The sequence below is a fragment of the Sulfitobacter albidus genome (genome assembly GCF_018200035.1).
GTDB lineage: Bacteria > Pseudomonadota > Alphaproteobacteria > Rhodobacterales > Rhodobacteraceae > Sulfitobacter > Sulfitobacter albidus.
Map to the genome: position 1 here is coordinate 3,335,661 of NZ_CP073581.1, position 25,240 is coordinate 3,360,900.

Genomic DNA, 25,240 nt, shown 5'->3' on the forward strand with positions numbered 1-25,240 from the left:
GGATCTTCGGCGCTATGAACTGGATCAACAACTACGTCCGGCCCCGCATCAATTCGATCTTCTCGCGCCGGGAGACGCCCGAGAACCTTTGGACCAAATGCGACGAGTGCGGCACGATGCTGTTTCACCGCGAGGTGAGCGACAATCTGAACGTCTGCACCAATTGCGGCCATCACATGCATATCTCTCCGCGCGAGCGGTTTGTCGCGTTGTTCGACGGGGGCGTGTTCAGTGAGATCAAGGTTCCGGCGCCGACCCCGGATCCGCTGCATTTCCGCGATCAGAAGAAATACCCCGACCGCCTGCGCGCGGCGCAGAAGGACACCGGCGAGAGCGAGGCAATGCTGGTCGCCAGTGGTGAGATCGGGCGCACACCTGTCGTCGCCTGCGCGCAGGACTTCAGCTTCATGGCTGGATCCATGGGGATGTACGTGGGCAACGCGATCATCGCTGCCGCCGAAGAGGCGGTAAAGCTCAAGCGCCCGCTGATCCTGTTTTCCGCTGCCGGGGGCGCCCGCATGCAGGAAGGCATCCTGAGCCTGATGCAGATGCCGCGCACGACGGTGGCCGTGCAGATGCTCAAGGAAGCGGACCTTCCCTATATCGTTGTGCTCACCCATCCGACGACCGGCGGCGTGACGGCCAGCTATGCGATGCTGGGCGACGTACATATCTCGGAGCCGAACGCACTGATCTGCTTTGCCGGGCCGCGGGTGATCGAACAGACGATCCGCGAAAAGCTGCCCGAGGGGTTTCAGCGTGCGGAATATCTGCTGGAGCATGGCATGTTGGACCGTGTGACGCCGCGTCCGCAGATGCGGGACGAGCTGATTACGATCACGCGCATGCTGATGGGGCTGCCGCCTGCGGTGAAGGGAGATCTGCCCGCCCCCGCCGAGCTGCCGCATGGGCTTTCGGATGCCGAGGATGAGACCCCCAAACCCTGAGAAGGGGCAAAGCCATGCGCGATACCTCCTCTGACGTGATCCTTGCGCGCATGATGGCGCTGCACCCCAAGATCATTGACCTGACGCTGGACCGGATGTGGCGGCTGCTGGAGGCGCTTGGCAATCCGCAGAACGATCTGCCGCCGGTGATCCATATCGCGGGCACCAATGGCAAAGGATCGACTCAGGCGATGATCCGCGCGGGGCTCGAAGGGGCGGGGCGGTCCGTGCACGCCTATACCTCCCCGCATCTGGCGCGCTTCCATGAGCGGATCCGGCTGGCCGGAACACTGATCGACGAGGACGCGCTCAGCGCGGTTCTGGACGAATGTTATGCCGCGAACGATGGTGGCAACATCACCTATTTCGAGATTACGACGGCGGCGGCGCTGCTGGCTTTTGCGCGCACGCCCGCAGACTATACCTTGCTTGAGGTTGGTCTGGGCGGTCGTCTGGACGCGACCAATGTGATCGAGGCACCGGCGGCGACGGTCATCACGCCCGTCTCGATCGACCATCAGCAGTTTCTGGGGGACACGCTAGCGCAGATTGCGGGCGAAAAGGCGGGAATCCTCAAGCGCGGTATGCCCTGCATTGTCGGTCCGCAGGACGACGCGGGCCTTGAGGTGATCGAACGGCAGGCCGCGCGGCTGGGCGCACCCCTGTCGGTTTACGGTGAGCACTGGCACGTGCGGGCCGAGGCGGGGCGGCTGGTGTTCGAAGATGAAGGCGGATTGCTGGATCTGCCGATGCCCGCGCTGCCCGGTGCCCATCAGGTCCAGAACGCGGGCATCGCCATCGCCACCCTGCGTGCGCTGGGATACGGTGAAGACGCCTGCGCCGCCGCCACCGCCCGCGCCGAATGGCCCGCGCGGATGCAGCGTTTGAAAACCGGACCATTGGTGGAAGCGGCGGGTACGGCGCAGCTGTGGCTCGACGGGGGGCACAACCCGGCGGCGGGAGAGGCGATTGCCGATCTGCTGCGCAGCCTGCCGCCCGCGCCCACGTATCTGATTTGCGGCATGCTCAACACCAAGGATATCGGTGGCTACCTGCGCCCGCTGGCCGACGTGGCGCAAAGCCTGCACGCCGTTTCAATCCCCGGTGAGGCCGCGACCCTGCCCGCAGCTGAAACAGCGCAGGCGGCGCGCGATGCGGGGCTGACCGCGACGGAGGCGTCGGATGTAGGCGCTGCGGTGGAGGAAATCGTCCGCACGACACCCAACGCCCGGATCCTCATCTGCGGCTCGCTGTATCTTGCGGGCAACATCCTGCGCACAAACGGGTAACGATTTTTCAACTCATCGGGGGTCAGCTTGACGCTGGGGCACAGCATCCGCAGACTCGTACAAATAAGAGTATGGATCGCCCGTCGTTAAGGGCAGACCGACCCCGAGGATTTGAGCATGAACACCGAAAAAGCACCGCAGCGATTGGCTGCGCACCCCAGGAATATCGTCCTTCGCCAGATGATCGTCTGCGGCGTGGCGTTGTGCGTGATGGGCGCGGGCGTCTGGACGCTCTGGTCAGATATGGCGCCGTACCACCCCGCCGAGATGTCGGAGAGCGGCACGTTCGAGCTGCAGGACGTCAGCCGTGACGCGGGCGGTATTGCCGCGCTCGATTAACGGCCCCAGTCGGCGCTCATCATTTCGCGCAGGCGTGAGGCCGTGCGTTCGAATTCAAATGTGCCTTCCCCTTCGAGGTACAGCATCTCTGGCGCCGCCGCCGCCGAGCAGATGAGCCGCACGCGCGCCTCGTAGAGCGCGTCGATCAGGGTGACGAAACGTTTTGCCTCGTTGAAATTGCTGCGCCCGAGGGTTGGGATGTCGTCGATCATCAGAACCTTGACCGCGTCGGCCACGGCCAGATAATCCGCCGCACCCAGCGGCAGGCCACACAGCGCGTGAAACCCCACGCGCCCCACACCGTTGCGAAAGCGTGGCAGCGTCACTTCGCGGCCCTTCACATGCAGGGTCAGCGGGGTGGCATCCCCGCCCGCCAGATCCGTCCACACGGCCTGCATCGTGGCGCGCGCCTCTGCGTCGACGGGGGTGAAATAGACCGGGCTGCCCGACAAACGGTCCTGACGGTAGTCGGTGGGGGAGGCCAGCTCATGCACGACCATGCGGTCCTTGATCAACTCGATGAAGGGCAAAAAGATCTGGCGGTTCAGCCCATCTTTGTACAGATCATCGGGGATCCGGTTCGAGGTGGTGATGACGGTCACACCGCCGGCAAACAGCGCCTCGAACAGGCGACCCACGATCATGGCGTCGGTGATGTCGGTGATCTGCATCTCGTCGAAGGCCAGCAGGCGGACCGAGGCCACGACATCGGCGGCCACGGGGGCGATGGCGTCATCGACGCCTTGTTTGCGCGCGGCGTGCAGGGCGGTATGGATTTCCTGCATGAAGGCGTGGAAATGCACGCGGCGTGCGGGGATATCGCCAAGACCATCGACAAAGAGATCCATCAACATGGATTTGCCGCGCCCGACGCCCCCCCACAGGTACAGGCCCCGCACAGGGTCGGGCGCGCGGCGGAACAATCCGCGTTTGACGGGCTGCGCCAGTCCTTCGCGGATGCGGTCGAATTCGGCCATCACGGCTTCCTGCGCGGGGTCGTGTTTCAGGGTGCCCTCGGCCACCAGCCGGTCGTATGTTGCGCGTATGCTCATGCCCCTTGCGTAGCGCGATGGCGGTCCGAGGGGAAGTGTACCCACACAATCGTGCGATTGACGTCGCGGGCATGGGTGCGCAACGTGGTGTCGCCATAACCCGAGCGACACCCATGGAAAAATCCCCTCTCTTCTCGCCCGTCCTGATCGTTGGCTGCGTGATCATCGTCGTCAGCTTTGCGATCCGCGCGTCCTTTGGCGTGTTCCAGATCCCCATCGCCGAGGAATACGGCTGGCTGCGGACCGAATTTTCGCTGGCCATCGCGATCCAGAACCTAGCGTGGGGGATCGGGCAGCCGATCTTTGGCGCGCTCGCCGAAAAGATCGGGGATCGAAAGGCGATCATTGCGGGGGCGGTGATCTATGCGCTGGGGCTGGTGCTGTCGGCGGGATCTGACACGCCGATCGCGCATCAGACCTACGCCTGGCTGGTGGGGTTTGGCATCGCGGGCACAGGCTTTGGCGTGATCCTTGCGGTGGTAGGACGCGCGGCGAGCGACGACAACAGATCCATGGCGCTGGCGGTGGTGACGGCAGCGGGCAGCGCGGGGCAGGTATTCGGCGCGCCGGTGGCGGAATGGCTGCTGGGGATGATGAGCTGGCAGATGGTGTTCACGGTGTTCGCCGGGGCGATTCTCGCCGTGCTGGTTACGCTGCCTTTCATGCGCGCCCCGGTGCAGGCAGGTCGGGCGGAGCTTGAAGAGAGCATGGGCACGATCCTGCTGCGCGCCTTCCGCGATCCAAGCTATACGCTGATATTTCTCGGTTTCTTTTCCTGCGGGTATCAACTGGCCTTCATCACCGCGCATTTCCCGGCCTTCGTGACCGAGATGTGTGGCCCGATCCTCGCGGGTGGCGTGCTGCATAATATCGGGATCACGACAACCTCGGCGCTGGGGGCGGTGGCGATCTCGCTGATTGGACTGGCGAATATCGCGGGCACGCTGCTGGCCGGTTGGGCGGGCAAGCGGTATTCGAAAAAGTATCTTTTGGCGGGGATCTATACCGGGCGCACGGTGGTTGCGGCAGTGTTCATCCTGTTGCCGATCACGCCGGTGTCGGTGATCGTGTTCTCGGTGTTGATGGGATCGCTCTGGCTGGCGACGGTGCCGCTGACGTCCGGATTGATCGCGCATATCTACGGGCTGCGCTACATGGGGACGCTCTACGGGATCATCTTTTTCAGCCACCAGTTGGGCAGCTTTGTCGGCGTCTGGCTAGGTGGGCGGATGTATGATGCGTATGGCACCTATACGACCGTGTGGTGGATTGGCGTGGCCGTGGGCGCGTTCAGCGCCATCGTGCACCTGCCGGTGCGGGAGCGGCGCGTGGGGCTGCAACCGGCTTGACCGCGCGGGTCGGCTTCGCGCAAGCTGCGGATATGAGAATATTTTTCGCGATCCTGATGGTGCTGGGTCTGGCGGCCTGTGATGAAACCCCCGGCAGCAGCGGCGGCGACAACGCGCGCGACAGCAAGGCGCGTGCGATGATCGGCTTTGTCGCGGCCGACCCGGTGCTGCGCGCCTTTCCGCAGGCGTGTCAGACGGCGGTATACAAGACGGGTGCGAACCGGCCCGGTCCGGTTGCCGATTGCACGACCAACCCGCGCCAGTGCCTGAGCCAATGCAAGGCCGGCAATCGGAAGGCCTGTTTCGACGCGGCACAGATCGTCGAGGTGTCGCAGAACCCCGACGACAACCTCGCGACCTATCCGCTGTACATGCGGGGCTGCGCGCTGGGGGATGGCAACGCCTGCGTGAACGCCGGGGCCACGATCAAGAATACCAGCTGGAGCGGGGGAAAGCCCGCCGCCGCCGCGACGCCCGCGTGCCAGTTCCGCACCTTTTCGCGGATGTGCGACGAGGGGCACCCCTGGGGCTGCTACATGACCGCGCAGGAATACCGGCGCGGCGGTTTCCGTGGCAAGAGCGAGGCGCGGTACGAGACCTACATGCGCCGCGCCTGCAAGATCAGCACGACCTCGGGCGCGTGCCTGGGACGCTTCCGCTAATCGCGTGGCGGGGGCAGCGGCAGAAACCGCGTGATGTGATCGATCACCTGCGCGCTGTGCGTATAGGGCAGTCCGTGAGCCGCGTCCGCGATGACTTCATGGCGCACGGCCCGGTTCCACGCGGCAAGCGTGCCCATGGCGCTGGCGGGAATGACATCGTCGTCCTCTCCCCAGATGGCGAGGATGGGCAGCGCTTCGTTCTTGAGCGCCAGATGTTCCCCTTCGAGAGGACGGGCCAGGATACCGCGCAGACTTGCCAGAACCGCGGGCACGAAGCCGCGATAGTCAAGCTGCCCCAGCTGTAATTCGGCGATATCGGGCACGGCGCTGGGCTGACCGGCTTCAGCCCTGATGCCTTGTCGGAACTGACGCGGATAGAGGGCGAGCATGGCCCATACGCCCAAGAACCCGCGATCCCGTATGAAAGACAGCGTTCGGCTGTCCGGGAGGCCCATTCCGGCGGGCGCGATGAGGATCAAACGCTCCACAAGTTGCGGGGCGGCGGCGGCAAACCCTGCTGCGATGGCGCCGCCCATGGAGTAGCCGATCAGGCAAAACGATTTCTCGATCCCGAGATGGGCCAGCAGATCGTCGAGTTGGGTGAGAAAGAAGGCCTTGTCCTGTGGTCCGTGTGGCCGGTCGGAAAAGCCGCGCCCGTAGAGATCGTAGGCCAGCACGCGAAACCCTCGGGCGGCCAGCGCGCGCGCGATCGGGGTCCAGACAAAGCTGGGCGTGGTCAGCCCGTGCACGAGGACCACAAGGGGGCCGTCAACCGGGCCGCTGAAATGGTAGTGGGTCACGCCTTGCGACAGCTCGGCAAATTTGCCCGGCGCGGCACCTCGATGCCCATCGGTCATGACCGTGCGGCGGTGTTCGGTATAAAAGGGCCAGCCGCCCCCGGCGCAGAGCAGGCAGATGAGCAAAAGCGCGGTCACGCCCGCTTGCGCCATTGGTCGAGGATATAGCGGCTGGTCATCAGATCCAGATGCGCGCCGCCGCCGTTTTTCGCGATGGTGATCTGGTCGTCGTCGGTGCGGGTGATGGCATCAAGCGTGTAATAGTCGGCGAGAATGTGGTCGCGGGTGAGGGTGCCCGCCTCAAGCGGGATCTTGATCTCGCCGATGTGGCCGCAGGTGGTGTCGTAGCTGTCAACGAAGAGCCGCGCCCGCAGGAGCGCGGTATCGTCGACCTCGCGCATGTCGGGGCGGTAGGCGCCGATCAGATCGAGGTGCTGACCGGGGCGCAGCCAGTCGCCCTTGATGATTGGTTCGGTGCTCATCGTGGCGCAGCCGATGATGTCGGCGTCGGCGATGGCGCTTTGCAGGTCGGGGGCGACGGTGAGGTTTGGCAGGCGCGCGGCCAAAGCCTCGGCGCGCGATGCGGTGCGGTTCCAGATGGTGAAGGACGCATCGGGAAACGCCGCGCTGTAGGCCGCGTGTAGTGAGGCGGCGACGGTGCCTGCCCCTACCAGCAGGATGCGCCGACTGTCGGGACGGGCAAGGCGGCGCGCGGCAAGCAGGCTGTCACCGGCGGTTTTCCACTTGGTCACGAGATGAAAGTCGATGATTGCCTCAAGCGTGCCGTCGGTGTCGGAATAAAGGTTCACGCCGCCGTTGATCGACGGGCGGTCGGTATTGCCGGGAAAGATCGTCGCCGTCTTGACCGCCATGCCCATCCCGTCGATCCACGCGGCGCGGCTGAGCAGCGTATCGGGGTCACGGTAGAGGAAGGTATCGCCGATCTCGGCCTTGGGCAGCGCGTGCCCGGCGGCGAGCGCGTCAGTCAAGGCGATCCAGTCCAGCAGACGCTCACCTGCCTCGAAGGGGATGAAGGGGATTTCGGTCATGCGGCCTCTTGCGCGGTGAGAAGCCCCGCGGCCACCAGCCTATCGGCCCAGCCTTGCGGATCGGTGAACAGATGCGTCTGCCAGCCGCGTGCCTTAGCCGCCGCGATGTTGTCGGCGCGGTCATCTGCAAACAGCAGATCGGCACCGGAGAGGCCCGTCGCGTCCTCAAGCATTTGGTATATTTGAGGATCGGGTTTGATCACGCCCATGTGCCCCGAGATGAAGTCGCGATCAAAGGCGCTGAGGAAGGGGTATTTGGTCCGCGCTATCTCATACGTTTCGATCCCGAAATTGGTGAGCGAAAAGACCGGCACATTGCGTGCCTGAAGCGCGGCCATAAGCCGTGCGGAATGGTCGATAGCGGGGGCGGCCATGTCGAGCCAGCGGTCCTGCCAGATCGCCAATTCTTCGGCAAAATCGGGGTGCGCGGCGGCTGTCTCTGCCAGAACGGCATGAAAATTCTCACCACTGTCGACGCGGTCGTTCATGGTGTGCAGATCGATCGCGCCAAAGAAAGCGCGGCGGCGTTCTTCGCCGATGACGCCGTCAAAGAACCGTTCAGGCTGCCATTCGATCAGCACGTTCCCGATATCAAAGATCACGGCCTTGGGTGTCATGTTCTACCTCTCTGCGGGGATCGATTTTTTCGAAAAACTCGGGCTAGGCTGGCCGTTGTGCCGCCCGGATTTCACGCTCCAATGCCTCCAGAAAGCGGGAACGATCCGCTTTTGTAAAGCCTTTGCCGCCGCCCTGGCGAAAGGGATCTGCGGCGCGCAGATCGGTCATCAGATCGCGGGTTGCCAGCACGTTGCCGATATTGGCCTGTGTCAGCGCCTCGCCGTTGTGTTTGATCACCCGTGCGCCGGCCTCGACGCATTTGGCGGCCAGCGGGATGTCACCCGTCACGACCACATCGCCCGGCCCCGCGCGTTCGGCGATCCACATGTCGGCGATATCGGGGCCGTCGGGCACGATCACCGTCTCGACCAATGGGTTTGGCGAAGGGCGCAGCCCGCCGTTCGAGACGATAAAGAGACGGAGCTTGTGACGGGTGGCCACCCGCTCTGCTTCGGCCTTCACGGGGCAGGCGTCGGCGTCGACGTAGACGGCGGTCATATCGACCAGAGCGCGTCGGCGTGAAAATTCACGTGCTCTTCCATGAAGCTCGCAATGAAGAAATAGCTGTGGTCATAACCCGGCTGCATCCGGAAGCTGCCCGGCTGGCGGCGCTTGGCCATCGCCTCGCTCAGCGCTTCGGGCATCAGCAGATCGAGGAACTGATCGTCGGTGCCCTGATCGATGAGGACTGGCCCGTCAAAGCCCGCCTCGCGCATGAGCAGCGTCGCGTCATGGGGCTGCCACGATGCCTCGTTCGTGCCGAGATAGGCGGTAAGCTGTTTGCGGCCCCAATCGCTTGCCGTGGGGTGCGCGATGGGGGCAAAGGCCGACACGGACGCAAAGCGCCCCGGCAGCCGCATCGCCAGCGTCAGCGCGCCGTGCCCGCCCATGGAATGCCCGGTGATCGCCTGACGCGCCATATCGAGCGGGAAATGCGCGGCGAGCAGATCGGGGAGCTCCTGGCTGAGATACTGCCACATCTGAAAATTTGCGGCCCATGGTTCCTGGGTCGCATCGACGTAGAATCCCGCCCCCTTGCCAAGATCGTAGGCATCGTCGTCGGCAACGCTGTCGCCGCGGGGGGACGTGTCGGGGAAGACCAGCGCGATGCCCTGTTCCGCCGCCCACGCCTGTGCGCCTGCCTTGGTCATCGCGTTCTCATGGGTGCAGGTCAGGCCCGCGAGGAACCACAGGACGGGGACGGGGCCGTCTCGGGCTTCTTCGGGGAGAAAGAGGCCGAAGGTCATGTCGCAGTTGCAGCTTGTGGAGGGGTGCTGGATGACGTGCTGTATGCCGCCAAAGCTGGCATTCGAAGAGAGGGTTTGCATCTGGCGCTCCTTGATCTGTTTGTCATTGGGTACGCGGGGGCGGCGCGTGCGGCAAGGGCGGGAGTCAGGTATTTGGAAAAGGGTGCAGGGGCAGGACGGTGCCTAGCCTGTCAGCCAGGCGATGCAGAGGCTGACGGTGAGGATGCTGACGGCGGTGGAAACGAGGATCGCAGCCGAGACCCGTTGCGGAGCGACACCGTAGTGTTGGGCGAGGATGTAGACGTTGCCTGCAACCGGCAGCGCAGCGGCAGCGATGATGACCGTCGCCTGATAGGGCTCTACGTGGAACAGCACGAGGCAGGCGAACCCGACAAAGAGCGGGTGCAGCACCAGTTTGCAAAAGGTGAGCCAGCCCGCGACCGAAATACGCTCTGCCGATTTGGAAGCGAGCGAGGCGCCGATGGCGAAAAGCGCGCCGGGAGTGGCCGCACCGCCGAGGATCGTCACGAATTCATTGACGGGTGTGGGGATCGGGATTTTCAGGCCGGACCACGCCAGCCCCGCGACGATGGCAACGATCATCGGATTCTTGATCAGGCCGAGGCCCACGGTTTTCAGGATGCCGAGGCTCATGCGTCCGTCCCGCGAGCCGGTGATCAGGATCACGATCAGCGAGGAAAACACGATGAGATCGACGGCGAGGGCCATCATCACGGGGCCGATGGCTTCGGGGCCCAGTAGAAGGGTCAGCATCGGCACGCCGAGAAAGCCCACATTGCCGATGACGGCGCATTGCGCCTCGATCGCGGTGTGTTCGATGCTGAGCCCACGCAGGTAGGCCACGATGGTGGCAATCCCGTAGACAAAGGCCGTGCCCCAGAGATACGCGGCGACCATGCGCCCGTTCCAGACGTCCGCGAGGCTGAGATTTGCGGAAAAGCGGAACAGCATCGCGGAGAGCGCGAAGTAGAAGACGAATTTGGTGAGGTAGGCGGTCGCTTCTTCGGAGAAAAAGCGGCTGCGACCTGCCCAGTAGCCGACCCCGATGATGGCAAAAAACGGGAGCGTTTTGAGGAAGATCGCAAGCATGCCCTCTCGATAACGCGCGCCGGACGGTCGCGCTAGCGTAAATCGCGGGCGAATGCGGCTTGGAACTGAACCGATCTGTTTATATCCTGCCGTTCCGCCCTAGTTGGAGCCTCTATGGATCAGACAGTCACACACGCCGATACCCCGGTGCACCGCGGGCGCAAATACGCGCAGGTGCTGGCGGGCGCGCGGCAGGTGTTCCTGTCGGACGGGTTTGAGGGCGCCAGCGTGGACGAGATCGCACGGGTTGCCGGGGTGTCGAAAGCGACGCTTTACAAGTATTTCCCCGACAAGCGGATCCTGTTCATCGAAGTCGTGAACAGCGAGTGCCAGCGTCAAGCCAGTGCCGCCATGGACAGCATCGACAAGACCGCGCCGCCGCGGGAGGTGCTTGGCCAGACCGGGCGGCATTTTTTGAGCTTCATCACGACTGAATTCGGGCAGCGGATCTTTCGGATCTGTGTGGCGGAGGCGGAGCGATTCCCCGAACTGGGGCGCGCGTTCTACGAGTCTGGTCCGGCAGTCATGCGTCAGGAGATCGCGGAATACTTCGGCGAGGCAAGGGCGCGGGGTGAGTTGCGGATTGCGGATGATCTGTTGGCCGCGGATCAATTTGGGGAACTGTGCAAGGCGCAGGTCTGGATGCAGCTGACGTTTGGGGTTATCGATAGGGTCAGCGCGACCGAGATCGACCGGGTTGTCGACAGCGCGGTCGAGGTTTTTCTAGCGAGGTACGGCACATGAGATACGCGATATTGACCGCAGTTTTGGTCGCCGGATGCGGCGCGGTGGTGCCCCCTGCGGGCGGTGGCGCCCCGGCGGGCGGCCCTGACACCTGCGGCGCCGCCGCACAGCAGGGGCTGATCGGGCAGGATGCCGCCGCCGCGTTGATCGTGCCGGAGCCCAAGCGGGTCTACCGCACGGATGAGGCCGTGACGCAGGATTTGGTGCCCGAACGGGTAAACGTCCTGCTTGATGAAACGGACGTCATTGTGTCGGTGAGCTGCGGCTGATCAACCTTTTGGCCGAGCATCCAGGATGCGCACGGCCTTTCCTTCCGAGCGCGGGACGGCGCCGACGTCGCCCACGGTGATGGCGACGCTGATGCCCACCGTCTGCTTGATCGCCGCCGACAGGGCCGCCCCCGCAGCCTCACGGGTGTGTGCGTCGACCCCGGCGTCAGAGGCTTCGCAGAGCACGCGCATACGATCCATGCGGCCCTCTTGGGTCAATTCGATCTGAAAATGCGGGGCGAGCGCCGGGGTCTGCATCAACAGCTCTTCGATCTGGGTGGGAAAGACGTTCACGCCGCGCAGGATGATCATGTCGTCGCTGCGCCCGGTGACTTTCTCCATCCGGCGCATGGTCCGCGCGGTGCCTGCCAGAAGCCGCGTCAGATCGCGGGTGCGGTAGCGGATGATCGGAAACGCCTCTTTCGTGAGAGAGGTGAATACCAGCTCGCCGCGCTCGCCATCGGCGACGGGTTGGCCGGTCTCGGGATTGATGATCTCGGGGTAGAAGTGGTCCTCCCAGATGTGCAGGCCGTCCTTGCTTTCCACACATTCCATCGACACGCCGGGGCCCATGACTTCGGACAGGCCATAGATGTCGACGGCGTGCATATCAAAGGCCTGCTCGATCTCGCGGCGCATGGCGTTGGTCCAGGGTTCGGCGCCGAAAATGCCGACCTCAAGCGAGGAGCTGCGCGGATCGATCCCTTGCGCGGCGAATTCATCGAGTACGGAAAGTGCATAGGAGGGCGTCACGGTGATGCCCTTGGGTTGGAAATCGGTGATCAGACGGACCTGGCGCGGGGTCATGCCGCCCGAAATCGGGATCGTGGCCAGCCCCAGCGCGTCTGCGCCCAGATGGATGCCCAGACCACCGGTAAACAACCCGTAGCCGTAGGCGTTGTGCAGCATGTCACCGGGCCGCATGCCCGCCGCACGCAGGCTGCGCGCGACCACATTGCCCCAATTCGTCAGATCGTTCTGGGTGTACCCCACGACAGTTGGCTGGCCCGTGGTGCCGGATGAAGCATGGATGCGCCGCAGCTGATCGCGCGGCACGGCGAACATATCAAAGGGATAATTGTCGCGCAGGTCGGTTTTCACGGTGAAGGGGAATTTGGCCAGATCGCTGAGCGTGTGCAGATCGTCCGGGTGCACGCCCGCCGCGTCAAAGGATTTCCGGTAGAACGGCACGTTATCGTAGGCGTGGCGCAGCGACCATTTCAGCCGGTCGAGTTGCAGCGCCTCGATCTCGTCGCGGCTGGCGATCTCGATCGGATCAAGGCTGGCGCGGTCGGGGGTGAGATCTTTCATGCGGACGCTCCGTCTTCGGGGAAATGCTGGCCTTTGATCGTGCGGGACAGGCCGCGGAAGGTGGCGACCGTGCGGCCATCGTCGCCTGTCACCTCAACATCGTAGACGCCGGAGCGACCGGCAAGAGCTGTCTCGCGTGCCGTGGCGGTCAGTGTCTCGCCGGGTTTGCCCGGTGTGATATAGGTGATCTGGTTCTGTTGCGCGACCGTGAGGCGGTTGTAGCTGTTGCAGGCGAACGCGAAGGCACTGTCGGCGAGTGTAAAGATATAGCCGCCGTGGCAGATACCGTGCCCGTTGAGCATATCGCCGGTGACCTGCATCGTCATCGTCGCCTCGCCCGGCGCGATGGTGGTCAGCTGCATGCCCAGCGCGCGGCTGGCGCGGTCGTTGGCCATCATTGTCTTGGCCGCCCTTTGGGCGCGGTCTTGCGGTGTCATACTGTGCCAATACGTTTCATTGCTTTCGATATTCTGCACATAGATGTAACGCGATCAAGCAAATTGTAAGTCTGTCAAGCAGGCGGTCAGGTGCGGGATCCCCCTTGATAATCGGGGGGCGCAGGGCAATTGTATCGGTATGAGCTTTCCACCCCCTCCCCAGACCGGAATGGGCGTCGCCGCGACGCGGGCGCCCGATCAGGTCGCTTTTCACCGCACCGAACTTTCGGTGATCCTGTCGCTTTACGGGCGCATGGTCGCTGCGGGCGAGTGGCGGGATTACGGGATTTCGTGCCTGCGCGATGTCGCCGTTTTTTCGGTATTCCGCCGCACGGCGGAAATGCCGATGTACCGCATAGAAAAGCGGCCCCGCCTGCGTGGCAAACAGGGGCAGTACGCGGTGATCGGGCTGAACGGCCAGATCCTCAAGCGCGGGAACGACCTGAAGACAGTTTTGCGCGTGCTTGAGCGCAAGCTTATCCGCGCGGTGGACTGACCGCGAGACGACGGTGGCTTGTCACCGGTCCGTCCGCCTGTGCGATGCGGTCTATGGCGTCCTGAAGCGGCTCGAACACGGTGGCCATGGCGTGCGCATTGGCGTGGATCAGCGTCTGCGCGTCATAGACAAGCGCCACGTGCCCTTTCCAAAACAGCAGATCATTGCGCTGGGGTGGGCTGTCGTCCGTCACTTCGGACCCAAGCGCGCCCTCTTGCAGATCGCTGTCGCCGGGGCAGATCAGGCCGCAGGCTGCACACGCCGCCTGTACCAGACCAGAGCAGTCGATGCCCCAACGGCTGTTGCCGCCCCACAGGTACGGCGTGCCGATGAACAATGCCGCAACCTCGGCCGGATCGTCGTGAAGGCTGTCAACGGGGGCGAGGTGCTGACGGGGGATATGGCCATGGGCGGTTTCGATGAAGCCATCGCTTTGCCCTGTGGCGGCCACACGGCTGCCATGGCTGAGGCTGGTGCGGTCCGCCGATTTGATGTCCGCGTCAAGATAGGCGTGCGTCGCGGGGGCGATGATCCGGTGGGTGATCGCAAGGGCCGCCGCGAGGTGGTGCCGCTCGACATAGCCGCAATAGCCGTCGGCCTGCGCCTGCACGTAGGCCCAGGAGCCTTGCGCATCCATTAGCGTCACATCCGCGCCCAACAGCAGTTGCCGGTCGCGTGGACCGCCAGGTTGGCGCATCAGATCGGTGAGCGGCACACAGACCTGCGCAGGCTCGGATTGCATCATCCGTGCGGGATCGGGGGTCAGTCGCGGATCGCTCACCGCGAGAGGATCCCGGGGAGTGCCTCCAGCAGCGCGCGGGTGCCTTGCCCGACACCTCCCTTGGCCCGCGCGGGTGCGGCGCTGGGCTGCCAGCCGTAGATGTCGAAATGCGCGTAGCGGCTGTCGGTGACAAACCGGCGCAGGAACAGGGCCGCGGTGATTGTCCCGGCAAAGCCACCCTTGGGCGCGTTGTCCAGATCGGCCACATCGGGTTCGATCATGCTCTCGTAGGGGTCGTGGAACGGCAGGCGCCAGACGGGATCGGCGACACCGGCGGCGGCGGCTTCAAGCGCCGTGACAAACAGCGGATCATCGCTGAAATAGGGCGCAAGGTCGGGGCCTACGGCCACGCGCGCGGCCCCCGTCAGCGTCGCCATCGAGATGATCTGGTCCGGCTTCTCCTCATCCGCCAGCGCCAGTGCGTCGGCCAGCACCAGCCGCCCCTCGGCATCGGTATTGTTGATCTCGACCGTCAGCCCCTTGCGCGAGGTCAGCACGTCCTGCGGACGGAACGCATTGCCCGACACTGAGTTTTCGACCGCCGGGATCAGCACGCGCAGGCGCAACCTTGCGCCCGTGGCCATGAGCATATGCGCCAGGCCCAGCACGGCGGCGGCGCCGCCCATGTCCTTTTTCATCAGGCCCATGGACGCGGCCGGTTTCAGGTTCAGCCCGCCGGTGTCAAAACACACGCCCTTGCCCACCAGCGTCAGCGTCGGCCCGGCGTCGCCCCAGCGCATGTCAACGAGGCGCGGCGCCCGGTCGGCGGCGCGGCCAACGGTGTGGATCATTGGTAGATTGGCCTCCAGCAGCGCCTCGCCGGTGATGACCGAAATGTCAGCGCCGTGTTCCTGAGCCAGATCGCGCGCCGCCTTTTCAAGATCCGGGGGGCCCATGTCGGAAGCGGGTGTGTTGATGAGATCACGGGTCAGATATTCACCCTCGGCGATCGCTTCGATCCGCGCGGCATCGACGCCGCCGGGCGCGATCAGCTGCGCGTTCATGGGGGATTTATCCTTGTACCGGTCAAAGCGGTAGGCGGAGAGCAGCCAACCCAGCGCTTCGATCTCCGCCACGTCCTCCGGCAGGCCGCTGTCGATCCTGTAGCTGCCCTTGGGCAGGCGCGGCGCCGCCTGTGCGAGGGCAAAGCGCCCCCGCTTGCGGCGTGCGTCGGTCCCGTAGCCGATGAGGGCGGCGGCGATCGCGCCATCCTCGCCGGGCAGGGTCAGCGATTGCCCCAGCGCGCCGGTGAAGCCGCTGGCACCCACCCAGGTGCGCACCCGTTCGGGTTGATCGGAAAGCCAGCTTTCGAGGTCGTCACTGGCGATGACATGGGTCGCAATGGCGGCGGCGGGATCGGTCGCAAAACGCGGCGGCATAGGGCAAGGCTCCGGCAAATAGGTCGACGGGCAGAGTAGCCCGTTCCCGCGCCGCCGCAAGCCACCGCCTCTAAAGGCGTTGGTCCTCCATCTTCCAGACCGCCGACAGGGACCGCTCCCCGGTGCGCATCAGGCGCGCGAGCGTTGCCGCCACCGCCACATCGTCGCGCGCGTCGATGGAGCTGGTCACGTCTGCCGCGACCTGCGCCAGCCGGTACATGCCGATCTGTTCGGAAATGGCGATCAGTGAGCGGCTGTTCTTGCGCAACTGCGCGGTCTTTCCGCCGTTCCACTGCGCGCGGCATTGAGCGAGCCGCGATGCAAGTTCCTCCATCGCACGGGCAACGACGCTTTCCGCGTTCTGCTCCCCCAGCTGCGTATAGAGCGCGCCCAGACGCACCTGATCCAGTTCGACCTGCTCGACAAGTCGCAATTGCTCGACAACACCCATGATACTTCCCTTCACGCGCCCCCACGGCTGCCGAGCCTTATGGGGGCCGGAGTTTTAGAAATCCTTTCGCGGCCGGGCGGATTAACGCTCGAAATTGGGCGGATTTCGGTCTAATTGGGGCTAACTGCGACAAGAGGACCCATGACCCATGCATGAGGCAAAACCATTGCCCTCCTACCTGGTGCAACGCTACCAGGGTTGGAAAGTTACAAGTTACGCCGAAAACCGTGCGTGGTACCAGAAGCTGGCGACGGACGGGCAGCACCCCCGTGCCATGGTGATTTCGTGCTGTGACAGCCGGGTAAACGTCATTTCCATGTTCGGCGCCGAGCAGGGTGAACTGTTTATCCACCGCAATATCGCCAATTTGGTGCCGCCCTATCAGCCCGACGGGAAGGAGCACGGCACATCGGCGGCGATTGAATACGCGGTACAGGTTCTCAAGGTCGCGCATCTGATCGTGCTGGGCCATTCCAATTGCGGCGGCGTTCAGGGCTGTTTGAACATGTGCCGGGGCGATGCGCCCGAGTTGGAAGGCAACCACAGCTTTGTCGGGCGCTGGATGGACATCCTGCGGCCCAAATACGATGACGTGAAGGATATCGGCGATGAGGATACGCAGCTGCGGGCGCTTGAAAAATCATCGGTGATGATGTCGCTGGAAAACCTGATGTCCTTCCCGTGGCTTGCCGACAAGGTTGCGGAGGATACCTTGACCCTGCACGGGCTATGGGTCGACATCAGCGCCGGGACGCTGGAATTTTACGACACGCAAGAGGCCCGGTTCCGGGCAGTGTAACCCCGCTTTACCCGCGTGGCGGGAAAGCAAAGAAAGGCGCAGCATGTCCGATCTATTGAGCCTCGCGGGCCAGAATCTTCTGTCGCCGATCATTCTCAGTTTTGTTCTTGGTCTCGCGGCGTCGCTGGCCCGGTCGGATCTGAGCATCCCCGAAGCGGTCGCCAAGGGCATGTCGATCTATCTGCTGTTTGCCATCGGCTTCAAGGGCGGGGCGAGTGTTGCCTCCTACGGGCTGGACGCGCGGCTGGGATTTTCGCTGCTGGCGGGGGTGATCCTGTCGGCGCTGCTGCCACTCATTGCCTTTGCGCTGCTCAAGGTGATGACGGGGATGAGCCGCCTCGATGCGGCTGCGGTGGCTGCGCATTACGGCTCCATTTCGATCGTGACTTTTGTTGCCGCGACATCGGTTCTCGAAGGGCGCGGGGTGGAGTCCGAGGGCTATATGGTCGCTGTCGCCGCCGCGATGGAAGCGCCCGCGATCCTGTCGGCGCTATGGCTCATCTCGCGCGGGGGCGGGGATGCGGCAAAGGGGATGGATAGCGCGCTGATCCGCGAGATCATGCTGAACGGATCCATCGTGCTGCTGGTCGGCAGTTTCTTTATCGGCTGGGCCACGGGGGAGCGGGGGCTGGCCGAAATCTCGAGTTTTATCGTCAATCCGTTCAAGGGTGTGCTGTGCCTTTTCCTGCTCGATATGGGGCTTGTTGCGGGGCGTGGGCTGCGCGGGGGCGGCAAGGTGCTGACGCCCGGCGTGCTGGCCTTCGGCGTGCTGATGCCCCTGATCGGGTCGGCCTTCGGGCTCGGTGCGGGGCTTTTGCTGGGGCTTAGCTCGGGCGGTGTGGCGCTGATGATGGTGCTGTCGGCCTCGGCGTCCTACATTGCGGTGCCCGCGGCGATGCGGGTCGCATTGCCCGAGGCGAACCCGTCGCTGTACCTGACGCTATCGCTGGGCGTAACATTTCCTTTTAACCTGACCGTCGGCATCCCCCTTTACGTGGGTGTCGCCATGGCAATGACCGGAGGCTGATCCGATGCAGACTCACAAGGCTAAACGTGTGGAAATCACCATCGAGAACGTGATGCAGTCGCGGCTGACGAACGCGCTGGAGGGGGCGGGCGTGACCGGTTATTCCATCCTGCCCGTTCTCGGTGGGTCGGGTCGATCCGGCGCATGGACACGTGCCGGGCAGGTCAGCCGCGCGCAGGGGATGGTGCAGGTCGTGTGCATCATTCGCCCCGACAGGCTGGATGCTCTGCTGGATGCCGCTTTTGCGGTGGTCGAGCGGCACATCGGCGTGGTCAGTGTTGTCGATTGCGACGTGCTGCGGGCGGAGCGGTTCTGAACCGTTAACGCGCCGTTAACCATGCACCGCGCAGGCTGGGGCATGGAATTGGAATCGGTCATGCTCAAGCTCCCGCGGGAGCTGTTGTCGGGGGCGCAGCGGGTTGCGACGGCGCAGGATGTCACCATCGGGCATTTGGTACGCGTCCTTCTCAAGCGTGAGGTCGACCGGCAGCTGAATACCCCAAAGGTGCCCCCGGACCCACGGCTTATCGCGGCCCTTCAGGCGCTCCTCGCCACGGATATGGCCGCCGCGCGGGATTGGGAGGATCTGGCCGTGCGATTGCGCCCGCATGGCTATGCGCTGCGCCTCGCCGCGGGCGAGCTGATCGTGCGCAAGCTGAGCTGCGGTACACGTGTCTGCAAAGCGTCCGATCTGGGGATGGAATACGGCGATCTGGTGCGCCGTTTCGGCGGCCCGATGCCGGAGCACACACACGCGATGACACACCGCGGCGTTATGCCCGCCGGCAAGCTGGACGACCGCCGCCATGGGTTACTGAGCGCGCAGCTCGCCGCCGCCACCTGCTGGCCTGATCTGATTGCGCGCCTTGCCCGCGAGGGGATGGAGATGCGCGCGCTGGGCGCGGGTCTGGGGATATACGTCAGATCGACTGGTCGGCATCTGTGCAACACGGATGCGATTGGCGCGTCCTATGATGCGCTGATTGCACGGTTTGGTGAACCCTTGCCAGAGAGGGGCGGCGATATCGCAGGGGCTCCGCTGACCGCGACACGAACCTAGGGCCACATGGCGCCCCCGGCCTGAGAAAAAAGCGGGTCTGATCAAATTGATGGTATGGGCGCCGCTGTGCGTGGCCAATCATGGCAAATTCGCGCGGACAAAGCGCGGATCCCGTTTGCTGCGCGCCGCGCCTCCGGTCGATTGCCTCCCGCAGTGGCGGACGTATGCCGACAACTATCGCAGATTGGTGCCTTCGGGCCAGCGGATGTCCTGCTCGAGCGTGATTGCCCGCTCCCCGCCAGCGCCAAGCGTAAATGACCATTCCAGCAACCCGCGGGTGTCATCGACATTCGCTGTGGTCGGGGCTGGATCAGCGGCCCAGTTGACCGTCAGATCGTCCTGTTCGCTGTAGGGCACGGCCTCACGCAGCTCAACTTCCCAGCTCTCCTGACCAAGGTTTTCGATCTCCAGACGGGTAAATTGCAGTCGCTGGTTGCTGCGGTTGATAATGCCGCGATCCCCGTCGCTGCGATCGAGCACGGTGCGCGTCAGGCGCAGATCCTCGATCGGGCCAAAGGCCTGCGTGATCGAGGCACCTGCGGCAACGGCCGCAAACGCGGTTTGCCCGACAAGACCACCGTCGACGAAGAGCTGTGCCACGGGGGCGGCAAGCAACGGCTCGGCGCTGGAATTAACGGCCTCGGCCATCAGAAAGGCGGTGGTATCGAAGGCAGGTACCGCGCGGGCGAACAGCCGCGCGTCAAAGCGCAATGTATCGAGGGCAACGCGCGCGCCATCGGCGCCGGGGGCGATATCGATGCTCTCCGGTACGGGATAGCTCACCCCCGGTCCGTCGAAATTCGCGGCTACCGCCCCGCTTTCCGCCATGACGGGTTCAACGGCGGCGGCGAAATCACTTGCCGCCGCGCGGGATTGAAGCTGCGCCCGACCGGGTTCCTCAAAGCGCAGCAGTGGCGGGAAAAGGGTCGAGGGGCTGACCTGCCCCGATGGGCTGAGCGTCGAGAGTGTGACGCGCACGTCACGCCAGCTTTCGGCGCTGTTTTGAAAAACGGTGGCGCCGCGCCGCAAGGCAAGCGTTTCGGTCTCACGATCAAGAAACAGATCGTATGTCGGCTGCCAGGAGGCAGAGACGGGGTATTGCGTGCTGACAGTGACCTCGCCCGCGTCGGGGACGGAGATCGACAGCACCAGCAGTGCACCGGGATCGGCAGGCGGTGTGAGGGCTGCGAGGGCCGCGCGGGCGTCGCTGAGCGCCTCCTCGAGATCAGGGCGCTGTGCGCTGATCTCGCGGGCCGATCGCTCGGCGGCAACGCGGGCCTGTGTGCCGCTCAGCGTCTGTGCCTCGATCATCCTTGCCACATTCGCGAGCGCATCCGGGTCCGAGGGCAGTGTCTTGCTTGACCAAAGGCCCGACAGAAACGTCACGCGCGCTTCAGCGGCGCTGGCAACGAGGCGCGCGTCCTCGATGCGGTCGTCAAGTTGGCGCAAATCCTCCTCCGCCTGCTCCACCTCCGCACGGGCGGCGGTGATCTCGGGGGTGTCTGCGTCGGGGGCGGGGGGCAACGCATTCTGGCGCAGGCGAGTGCTGCGTAGGGTGGCGCCATCGACCGTGACGCGCAGCCGTGCGGGGTCAATCCCGCGCGGCAGGTCGGGCAGGATGATTTCATGCGCGCCCGCTGCTACCGCCACGTCGATCTGTCGGGTCACGGTAGCAAAACCGGGATAGACTGTCACGGATGTCGGCGCGGAGGTGGCCGTGTAGGTTTCGGCAAGGGCCGGACCGGTGAGGATCAGCAAAGCGGTGAGGGCGAGGCGCATGGCGGGTCTCCTGTGTGTTGGATCAAACATGCCCCGCCGCGTGCCAAAGAAAAAGGGGCGCCGTGGGGCACCCCTTCCGCAATTGTTCGTTTCGGCGGGTTTCAGCCCTTCTTGAGCACTTCGCGGCCCAGAAGCTCTGCGATCTGCACGGCGTTCAGGGCTGCCCCCTTGCGCAGGTTGTCGCTGACGCACCACATGTTCAGGCCGTTGTCGATAGTGCTGTCCTGGCGAATGCGGCTGATGAAGGTCGCAAAATCGCCCACGCATTCGATGGGCGTGACGTATCCGCCATCCTCGCGCTTGTCGATCACCATGACACCGGGCGCCTCGCGCAGGATGTCGCGCGCTTCGTTCTCGTCAAGGTGGTCTTCGAACTCGATGTTGATCGCCTCGGAATGGCCGACAAAGACCGGCACGCGCACGCAAGTGGCCGTGACCTTGATCGACGGATCGACGATCTTTTTGGTTTCGGCGACCATCTTCCATTCTTCCTTGGTCTCGCCGCTGTCCATGAACACGTCGATATGCGGGATCACGTTGAACGCGATCTGCTTGGTGAACTTCGACGGGGGCACGTCGGACGTCGGATTGTAGATGGATTTGGTCTGATCCCACAGCTCGTCCGCGCCTTCCTTGCCCGCGCCGGAGACGGATTGATAGGTGCTGACCACGACGCGCTTGATGCGCGCGCGGTCGTGCAGGGGCTTGAGCGCCACCACCATCTGCGCGGTCGAGCAGTTGGGATTGGCGATGATGTTCTTCTTGGAATAGCCGTGGATGGCCTGCGGGTTCACTTCGGGCACGATCAACGGAATCTCGCTGTCGTAGCGGTAGAGCGATGAGTTGTCGATCACCACGCAGCCTGCCGCGGCGGCCTTGGGCGCGTATTTCTTTGTCGCCTCGGAGCCGACGGCAAACAGGGCCATATCCCAACCCGCAAAGTCGAAGGTATCGAGGTCTTTCGTCTTGAGTGTCTTGTCACCAAAGCTGACTTCCGTGCCCAGCGATTTGCGGCTGGCAAGGACCGTGATTTCATCCACGGGGAACTGGCGCTCGGCCAGGATGTTCAGCATTTCACGGCCCACGTTTCCGGTGGCACCCGCGATGACGACGCGATAACCCATTTTTTCTCTCCAATTAGGGTGGGTAGTGCGCGCCTGTTATACGCGATTGCCCCGGTTGGAAAGGGGCGCGGCGCTCACGTTGGCGCGTCGCGGGAAAACAGATACACCGCAAGCCCCAGCGTCAGCAGCGCGGCAAAGAAGATCAGGATCATCCAATAGGGCGCGACCGCACCGGCCGCAGGGTCAACGCCGCTGTAGATTCGCCCGGTCGCGAATTGCGCGATGCCCACACCCCCGATGGAGCACAGGTTCAGCATCGTGACCCCGCGCCCGACCAGATGCGGCGGCAGGAAGCTGCGCCCGTGGGCCATGATCGCGGGATAGGTCGAGCCAAAAAAGCCTATCAGGCACATGATCGCCGCGACATACAGGATCGAGCGGTCCGGCGCGCCGATCAGCGCCAGCGTCGATATCAGCAGCAGCGCAGAGCCGCCAAAGATGATCCATTTGCGGCTGGGGATGATGCGGTCGGCGGCGGAATAGGCCATCGGCCCCACGACCATCGCCAGACCCATGGCAAGGCTGGCCTGCCCGATCACGCGGGGCGGGGCGGCAAAGACCTCGGCCAGATAGGGGCCGATCCACAGGCCGCGCAGCGCGCCGACCTCGGCGTAGCTGACCAGCATCAGCGGAAAGATGAACCAAAGCGCGCGGATGCGCAGCACGGCGGCAAAACTGCCGACCTCGGTCTGCGGGCCCTTCACCGGGTCACGCACCAGCACGAGAATCCCCAGCGCGGTGGCCGAAGACGCGGCACAGAGCGCCCACATCGCCGCGCGCCAGCCAATCGTCTCGGCGGCGAGCGTCATGGGGTAGGAGGCGACGAGATTACCCAGCGTGCCGATCCCGACCATGAGGGCGGCAAGAAAGGCAAAGCGATCCGTCGGGTGATCCAGCGCAAATATGTAATAGCTTGCCATCAGTACGGGCGCGCAGCCCACGCCGATCAGTGTCATCGCGACCGAGATATGCAGCGGGCTGCTCGCCAGCGCGAACACCGCCGATCCGCCACCCGCGCCCAGCAGCATCAACCCGGCGGCGGTCCGGCGGGGTCCGTGGGTATCCAGCGCCCAGCCGATGGGCGGCTGCAACGCGGCAAAGGCGATGAACCACAGCCCCGAGGCAAAGGCGAGATCCTGCGGCGTGGCACCCAGATCGCTTTGCAGGAACGGGCTGAGCACCGCCAGAAAGGCGCGAAAGAACTGGCTGAGCACATAGGCAAAGGCCAGCAGGGCAAGGCCCGCGTTCACCCGCGCGTGGCCTGCCATTTGGCCGCAAGGCCGCGGGCGGCGGTGCCCAGCAACAGCACGTCCGCGCCAACGGCCACGAATTGCGCGCCCGCCTCAAGCGCGGCGTTGGTCATCGGATCGCGGGTCGACAGGATGCCGGGCGCCTTGCCCGCCGCGCGGATCCGGGTGATCGCGTCCATGATTGCGGCCTGTACGTCGGGGTGTTCGGGATTGCTCATGTGGCCCATGTCGGCGGCCAGATCGGAAGGGCCGATAAAGACGCCGTGCACGCCCTCGACGGCAAGGATCTCATCCAGCGCGGCCAGCCCCGCGCGATTTTCGACCTGCACCAGAAGGCAGATCTGCGCGTCCGCCGTCTTGCCGTAGTCGGCGATGGTGCTGAACCCTGCCGCGCGGCTCAGCGCAAAGCCGACACCGCGCACGCCGTGGGGCGGGTAGGTGACGTCGCGCACCAGCTGTTCGGCCTGTGCGGCGCTTTCCACCATGGGCACCAGCAGCGTCTGCGCGCCCAGATCGAGCATTTGTTTGATGATGACCGTATCGCCCACGGGCACGCGCACCACCGGGTGCGCGGGTGTGCCTGCCAGCACTTGCAGTGCGTTGAGCGTGGCGCGGTAATCCTGCGGCCCGTGTTCTCCGTCGATGACCAGCCAGTCGAAACCGGCGTGGCCCATCAGCTCGGTCGTGAAACCGGTCGGGATGCCGAGCCAGCAGCCGAATTGAATCTCGCCGTCAGCGAGCGCTTTCTTGAAGGGGTTGATCGGTGCCGGCATGGGTCTGGTCCTCGTCCTGTTCGACGGGACTTTGCGCCACGGGCGCGTCTTTGACCAGTGCTTGTGTGGCCGTGGCGGCGCGGGCGAGCCGGGCGCGCAGGGCGGCGGCACGGGTCGCCGTGCGGCCTGTGGTTTGCAGCGGGGCCGTCGCCCGTGCGATGCCCGCAGCGCCGGGCGCCTGCACGACTCCCTCACGCAGCAGCGAAGAGAAAAGCGCGTTGGCCTGCGCCGGTGTCAGACCCAGATGCCGCGCCAGCATCGCGGGGCTTGACCGCCCCTGCGCCCGCACGATCAGCGTGGCCCAGGCCCGCGCCGTGGGCGGGATCGCCGGTGCCGCGACCGCCGCCGCACGCACCCGTGCGAACGGCACCAGTGCGCTGCCCGCCAGCGCCCCCAAACCGGCAAGAAAGCTGCGGCGCCTCATCTCACAGCACCTTGATCACGTCTTTGTCGATGGCCAGCATATAGCCGCGCCGCGCGATGTTCTTGACCAGCAATTCCGCCACGATCTGATTGCCCAAAGTATCGCGCAGGCGTTTGATGCGTGTCGCCCCTGCGGCCTCCTCGCAATCCACTGCCGCGCGGCCGGAGATCACCGCTTCGATCTCGCTGCCCGACATCACGTCATCGTCCATGCGCGCCTCGGCCAAAACCGCCAGCGTCTCCATCGCCGCATCGGTCAGTTTGAAGCCAAGGTTGTTGAGGTAAACCTTGTTCTCCTCGCGGCTGATCAGAAGGGAGTTCACCTGTATCCCCGCGCGTTCAATCTGCGCCATGCGGCGGTTAAAGCCGATCAGCATCACCAGAAACACGACCGCCGCCACCAGCATAGCCGCGGCAAAGACCAGCAAAACAGTGACCAGAAGCCGGTAATTCGTCAGCGTGTCGGAAAACGCGGTGCCCGATTGCGCCAGGATCTCCAGGAGCTTGATCTCGGCGGCGGAGGTCAGATCGTCGTTTTCGATAAAGATCCGTTCGACCCGCGCATTGAACGCATTGGCGTCGGGCAGGGCCAGAAACATCACGACTGCGCCCACCAGCAACAGGGCAACCACGGCGCCGATCCCGACGCCCACGATCCGCCCGCCCGAGCGGCGGATA

General features: G+C 64.5%; 30 protein-coding genes. 12 read left to right on the forward strand and 18 right to left on the reverse strand.

Translation table 11 applies throughout. From position 1 onward, the window contains the following. The first annotated feature begins 14 nt into the window (after nt 1-14). The 3 genes from accD (at nt 15) to KDD17_RS16305 (ending at nt 2,575) form a co-directional block, all read left to right on the forward strand. Nucleotides 15-947: an acetyl-CoA carboxylase, carboxyltransferase subunit beta gene (gene accD / locus KDD17_RS16295; protein WP_212704618.1), complete on the forward strand. Its 933-nt coding sequence runs from the start codon at nt 15-17 to the stop codon at nt 945-947. 14 nt (nt 948-961) lie between these two features. After that, complete coding sequence (locus tag KDD17_RS16300; RefSeq protein WP_212704619.1) at nt 962-2,236, forward strand: bifunctional folylpolyglutamate synthase/dihydrofolate synthase; 1,275 nt, start codon at nt 962-964, stop codon at nt 2,234-2,236. A gap of 117 nt (nt 2,237-2,353) precedes the next feature. Continuing rightward, the gene (locus tag KDD17_RS16305) at nt 2,354-2,575 is read left to right on the forward strand and encodes a hypothetical protein (RefSeq protein ID WP_212704620.1); all 222 of its coding nucleotides are present in this window, start codon (nt 2,354-2,356) and stop codon (nt 2,573-2,575) included. On the opposite strand, the gene zapE is transcribed toward KDD17_RS16305, so the two are convergent. Beyond that, nucleotides 2,572-3,627, reverse strand: coding sequence for a cell division protein ZapE (gene zapE / locus KDD17_RS16310; protein WP_212704621.1), 1,056 nt, complete (start codon nt 3,625-3,627; stop codon nt 2,572-2,574). The genes KDD17_RS16305 and zapE overlap by 4 nt on opposite strands. Nucleotides 3,628-3,740: 113 nt before the next feature. Here zapE and KDD17_RS16315 point away from each other — a divergent pair, with 113 nt between their 5' ends. Together KDD17_RS16315 and KDD17_RS16320 are read left to right on the forward strand one after the other, a co-directional pair. Further along, nucleotides 3,741-4,976, forward strand: coding sequence for an MFS transporter (locus KDD17_RS16315; RefSeq protein WP_212704622.1), 1,236 nt, complete (start codon nt 3,741-3,743; stop codon nt 4,974-4,976). A gap of 32 nt (nt 4,977-5,008) precedes the next feature. Further along, on the forward strand, nt 5,009-5,638 hold the full coding sequence (locus KDD17_RS16320; protein ID WP_212704623.1) for a hypothetical protein: 630 nt from the start codon (nt 5,009-5,011) through the stop codon (nt 5,636-5,638). Here KDD17_RS16320 and KDD17_RS16325 read toward each other — a convergent pair. The 6 genes from KDD17_RS16325 to KDD17_RS16350 form a co-directional block, all read right to left on the reverse strand. Then, nucleotides 5,635-6,588, reverse strand: coding sequence for an alpha/beta fold hydrolase (locus KDD17_RS16325; RefSeq protein ID WP_212704624.1), 954 nt, complete (start codon nt 6,586-6,588; stop codon nt 5,635-5,637). The genes KDD17_RS16320 and KDD17_RS16325 overlap by 4 nt on opposite strands. Further along, nucleotides 6,570-7,484, reverse strand: coding sequence for an ornithine cyclodeaminase family protein (locus tag KDD17_RS16330; RefSeq protein ID WP_212704625.1), 915 nt, complete (start codon nt 7,482-7,484; stop codon nt 6,570-6,572). Before KDD17_RS16330 ends, KDD17_RS16325 begins: the two co-directional genes overlap by 19 nt. After that, complete coding sequence (locus tag KDD17_RS16335; protein ID WP_212704626.1) at nt 7,481-8,101, reverse strand: HAD family hydrolase; 621 nt, start codon at nt 8,099-8,101, stop codon at nt 7,481-7,483. Before KDD17_RS16335 ends, KDD17_RS16330 begins: the two co-directional genes overlap by 4 nt. 43 nt (nt 8,102-8,144) lie before the next feature. After that, nucleotides 8,145-8,600: a YaiI/YqxD family protein gene (locus KDD17_RS16340; protein WP_212704627.1), complete on the reverse strand. Its 456-nt coding sequence runs from the start codon at nt 8,598-8,600 to the stop codon at nt 8,145-8,147. Next, entirely contained in the window at nt 8,597-9,430 is an 834-nt protein-coding gene (gene fghA / locus KDD17_RS16345) for an S-formylglutathione hydrolase (protein WP_212704628.1), read from the reverse strand. The genes KDD17_RS16340 and fghA overlap by 4 nt, the downstream gene beginning before the upstream one ends. Before the next feature lie 102 nt (nt 9,431-9,532). After that, nucleotides 9,533-10,459 carry an AEC family transporter gene (locus KDD17_RS16350; RefSeq protein ID WP_212704629.1) on the reverse strand — a complete coding sequence of 309 codons (927 nt, stop codon included), beginning with the start codon at nt 10,457-10,459 and terminating at the stop codon, nt 9,533-9,535. A gap of 114 nt (nt 10,460-10,573) precedes the next feature. Here KDD17_RS16350 and KDD17_RS16355 point away from each other — a divergent pair, with 114 nt between their 5' ends. After that, nucleotides 10,574-11,203 (forward strand): TetR/AcrR family transcriptional regulator, encoded by a 630-nt coding sequence (locus KDD17_RS16355; protein WP_212704630.1) that lies wholly within the window; start codon nt 10,574-10,576, stop codon nt 11,201-11,203. After that, on the forward strand, nt 11,200-11,472 hold the full coding sequence (locus KDD17_RS16360; RefSeq protein ID WP_212704631.1) for an I78 family peptidase inhibitor: 273 nt from the start codon (nt 11,200-11,202) through the stop codon (nt 11,470-11,472). The genes KDD17_RS16355 and KDD17_RS16360 overlap by 4 nt, the downstream gene beginning before the upstream one ends. Here KDD17_RS16360 and paaK read toward each other — a convergent pair whose 3' ends face one another. Together paaK and paaI are read right to left on the reverse strand one after the other, a co-directional pair. Next, complete coding sequence (gene paaK / locus KDD17_RS16365) at nt 11,473-12,783, reverse strand: phenylacetate--CoA ligase PaaK (RefSeq protein WP_212704632.1); 1,311 nt, start codon at nt 12,781-12,783, stop codon at nt 11,473-11,475. Continuing rightward, nucleotides 12,780-13,220, reverse strand: coding sequence for a hydroxyphenylacetyl-CoA thioesterase PaaI (gene paaI, locus KDD17_RS16370; RefSeq protein ID WP_212704633.1), 441 nt, complete (start codon nt 13,218-13,220; stop codon nt 12,780-12,782). Before paaI ends, paaK begins: the two co-directional genes overlap by 4 nt. A gap of 139 nt (nt 13,221-13,359) precedes the next feature. On the opposite strand from paaI, the gene KDD17_RS16375 reads away from it, so the two are divergent. Next, nucleotides 13,360-13,716 (forward strand): DUF2794 domain-containing protein, encoded by a 357-nt coding sequence (locus KDD17_RS16375; protein ID WP_254796830.1) that lies wholly within the window; start codon nt 13,360-13,362, stop codon nt 13,714-13,716. Here the strand turns inward: KDD17_RS16375 and KDD17_RS16380 are convergent. The 3 genes from KDD17_RS16380 to KDD17_RS16390 form a co-directional block, all read right to left on the reverse strand. Continuing rightward, nucleotides 13,697-14,497, reverse strand: a complete 801-nt coding sequence (locus KDD17_RS16380; protein WP_212704634.1) for a C40 family peptidase — start codon at nt 14,495-14,497, stop codon at nt 13,697-13,699. The genes KDD17_RS16375 and KDD17_RS16380 overlap by 20 nt on opposite strands. After that, on the reverse strand, nt 14,494-15,876 hold the full coding sequence (locus KDD17_RS16385) for a leucyl aminopeptidase family protein (protein WP_212704635.1): 1,383 nt from the start codon (nt 15,874-15,876) through the stop codon (nt 14,494-14,496). Before KDD17_RS16385 ends, KDD17_RS16380 begins: the two co-directional genes overlap by 4 nt. 70 nt (nt 15,877-15,946) lie before the next feature. Then, nucleotides 15,947-16,327, reverse strand: a complete 381-nt coding sequence (locus tag KDD17_RS16390; RefSeq protein WP_212704636.1) for a hypothetical protein — start codon at nt 16,325-16,327, stop codon at nt 15,947-15,949. Between the two features lie 148 nt (nt 16,328-16,475). On the opposite strand from KDD17_RS16390, the gene KDD17_RS16395 reads away from it, so the two are divergent. Genes KDD17_RS16395 through KDD17_RS16410 form a run of 4 tightly spaced genes read left to right on the forward strand, consistent with a single transcriptional unit; the run spans nt 16,476 to nt 19,213 of the window. Then, nucleotides 16,476-17,126, forward strand: coding sequence for a carbonic anhydrase (locus tag KDD17_RS16395; RefSeq protein WP_212704637.1), 651 nt, complete (start codon nt 16,476-16,478; stop codon nt 17,124-17,126). A 43-nt stretch (nt 17,127-17,169) separates the two neighbouring features. Then, nucleotides 17,170-18,153: a sodium-dependent bicarbonate transport family permease gene (locus KDD17_RS16400; RefSeq protein ID WP_212704638.1), complete on the forward strand. Its 984-nt coding sequence runs from the start codon at nt 17,170-17,172 to the stop codon at nt 18,151-18,153. 4 nt (nt 18,154-18,157) lie between these two features. Beyond that, the gene (locus KDD17_RS16405; RefSeq protein ID WP_212704639.1) at nt 18,158-18,469 is read left to right on the forward strand and encodes a P-II family nitrogen regulator; all 312 of its coding nucleotides are present in this window, start codon (nt 18,158-18,160) and stop codon (nt 18,467-18,469) included. Between the two features lie 42 nt (nt 18,470-18,511). Next, complete coding sequence (locus KDD17_RS16410) at nt 18,512-19,213, forward strand: hypothetical protein (protein WP_212704640.1); 702 nt, start codon at nt 18,512-18,514, stop codon at nt 19,211-19,213. A gap of 174 nt (nt 19,214-19,387) precedes the next feature. On the opposite strand, the gene KDD17_RS16415 is transcribed toward KDD17_RS16410, so the two are convergent. The 6 genes from KDD17_RS16415 to KDD17_RS16440 form a co-directional block, all read right to left on the reverse strand. Next, nucleotides 19,388-20,992, reverse strand: coding sequence for a DUF4139 domain-containing protein (locus tag KDD17_RS16415; protein ID WP_212704641.1), 1,605 nt, complete (start codon nt 20,990-20,992; stop codon nt 19,388-19,390). 101 nt (nt 20,993-21,093) lie between these two features. Beyond that, on the reverse strand, nt 21,094-22,116 hold the full coding sequence (locus tag KDD17_RS16420) for an aspartate-semialdehyde dehydrogenase (protein ID WP_212704642.1): 1,023 nt from the start codon (nt 22,114-22,116) through the stop codon (nt 21,094-21,096). Between the two features lie 74 nt (nt 22,117-22,190). Then, nucleotides 22,191-23,366: an MFS transporter gene (locus KDD17_RS16425; RefSeq protein ID WP_212706278.1), complete on the reverse strand. Its 1,176-nt coding sequence runs from the start codon at nt 23,364-23,366 to the stop codon at nt 22,191-22,193. Then, nucleotides 23,363-24,139: an aldolase/citrate lyase family protein gene (locus KDD17_RS16430; protein WP_212704643.1), complete on the reverse strand. Its 777-nt coding sequence runs from the start codon at nt 24,137-24,139 to the stop codon at nt 23,363-23,365. Before KDD17_RS16430 ends, KDD17_RS16425 begins: the two co-directional genes overlap by 4 nt. Continuing rightward, nucleotides 24,099-24,563 (reverse strand): hypothetical protein, encoded by a 465-nt coding sequence (locus tag KDD17_RS16435; RefSeq protein ID WP_212704644.1) that lies wholly within the window; start codon nt 24,561-24,563, stop codon nt 24,099-24,101. Before KDD17_RS16435 ends, KDD17_RS16430 begins: the two co-directional genes overlap by 41 nt. Before the next feature lies 1 nt (nt 24,564). Beyond that, on the reverse strand, nt 24,565-25,239 hold the full coding sequence (locus KDD17_RS16440; RefSeq protein WP_212706279.1) for a winged helix-turn-helix domain-containing protein: 675 nt from the start codon (nt 25,237-25,239) through the stop codon (nt 24,565-24,567). Nucleotide 25,240: the final 1 nt, after the last annotated feature.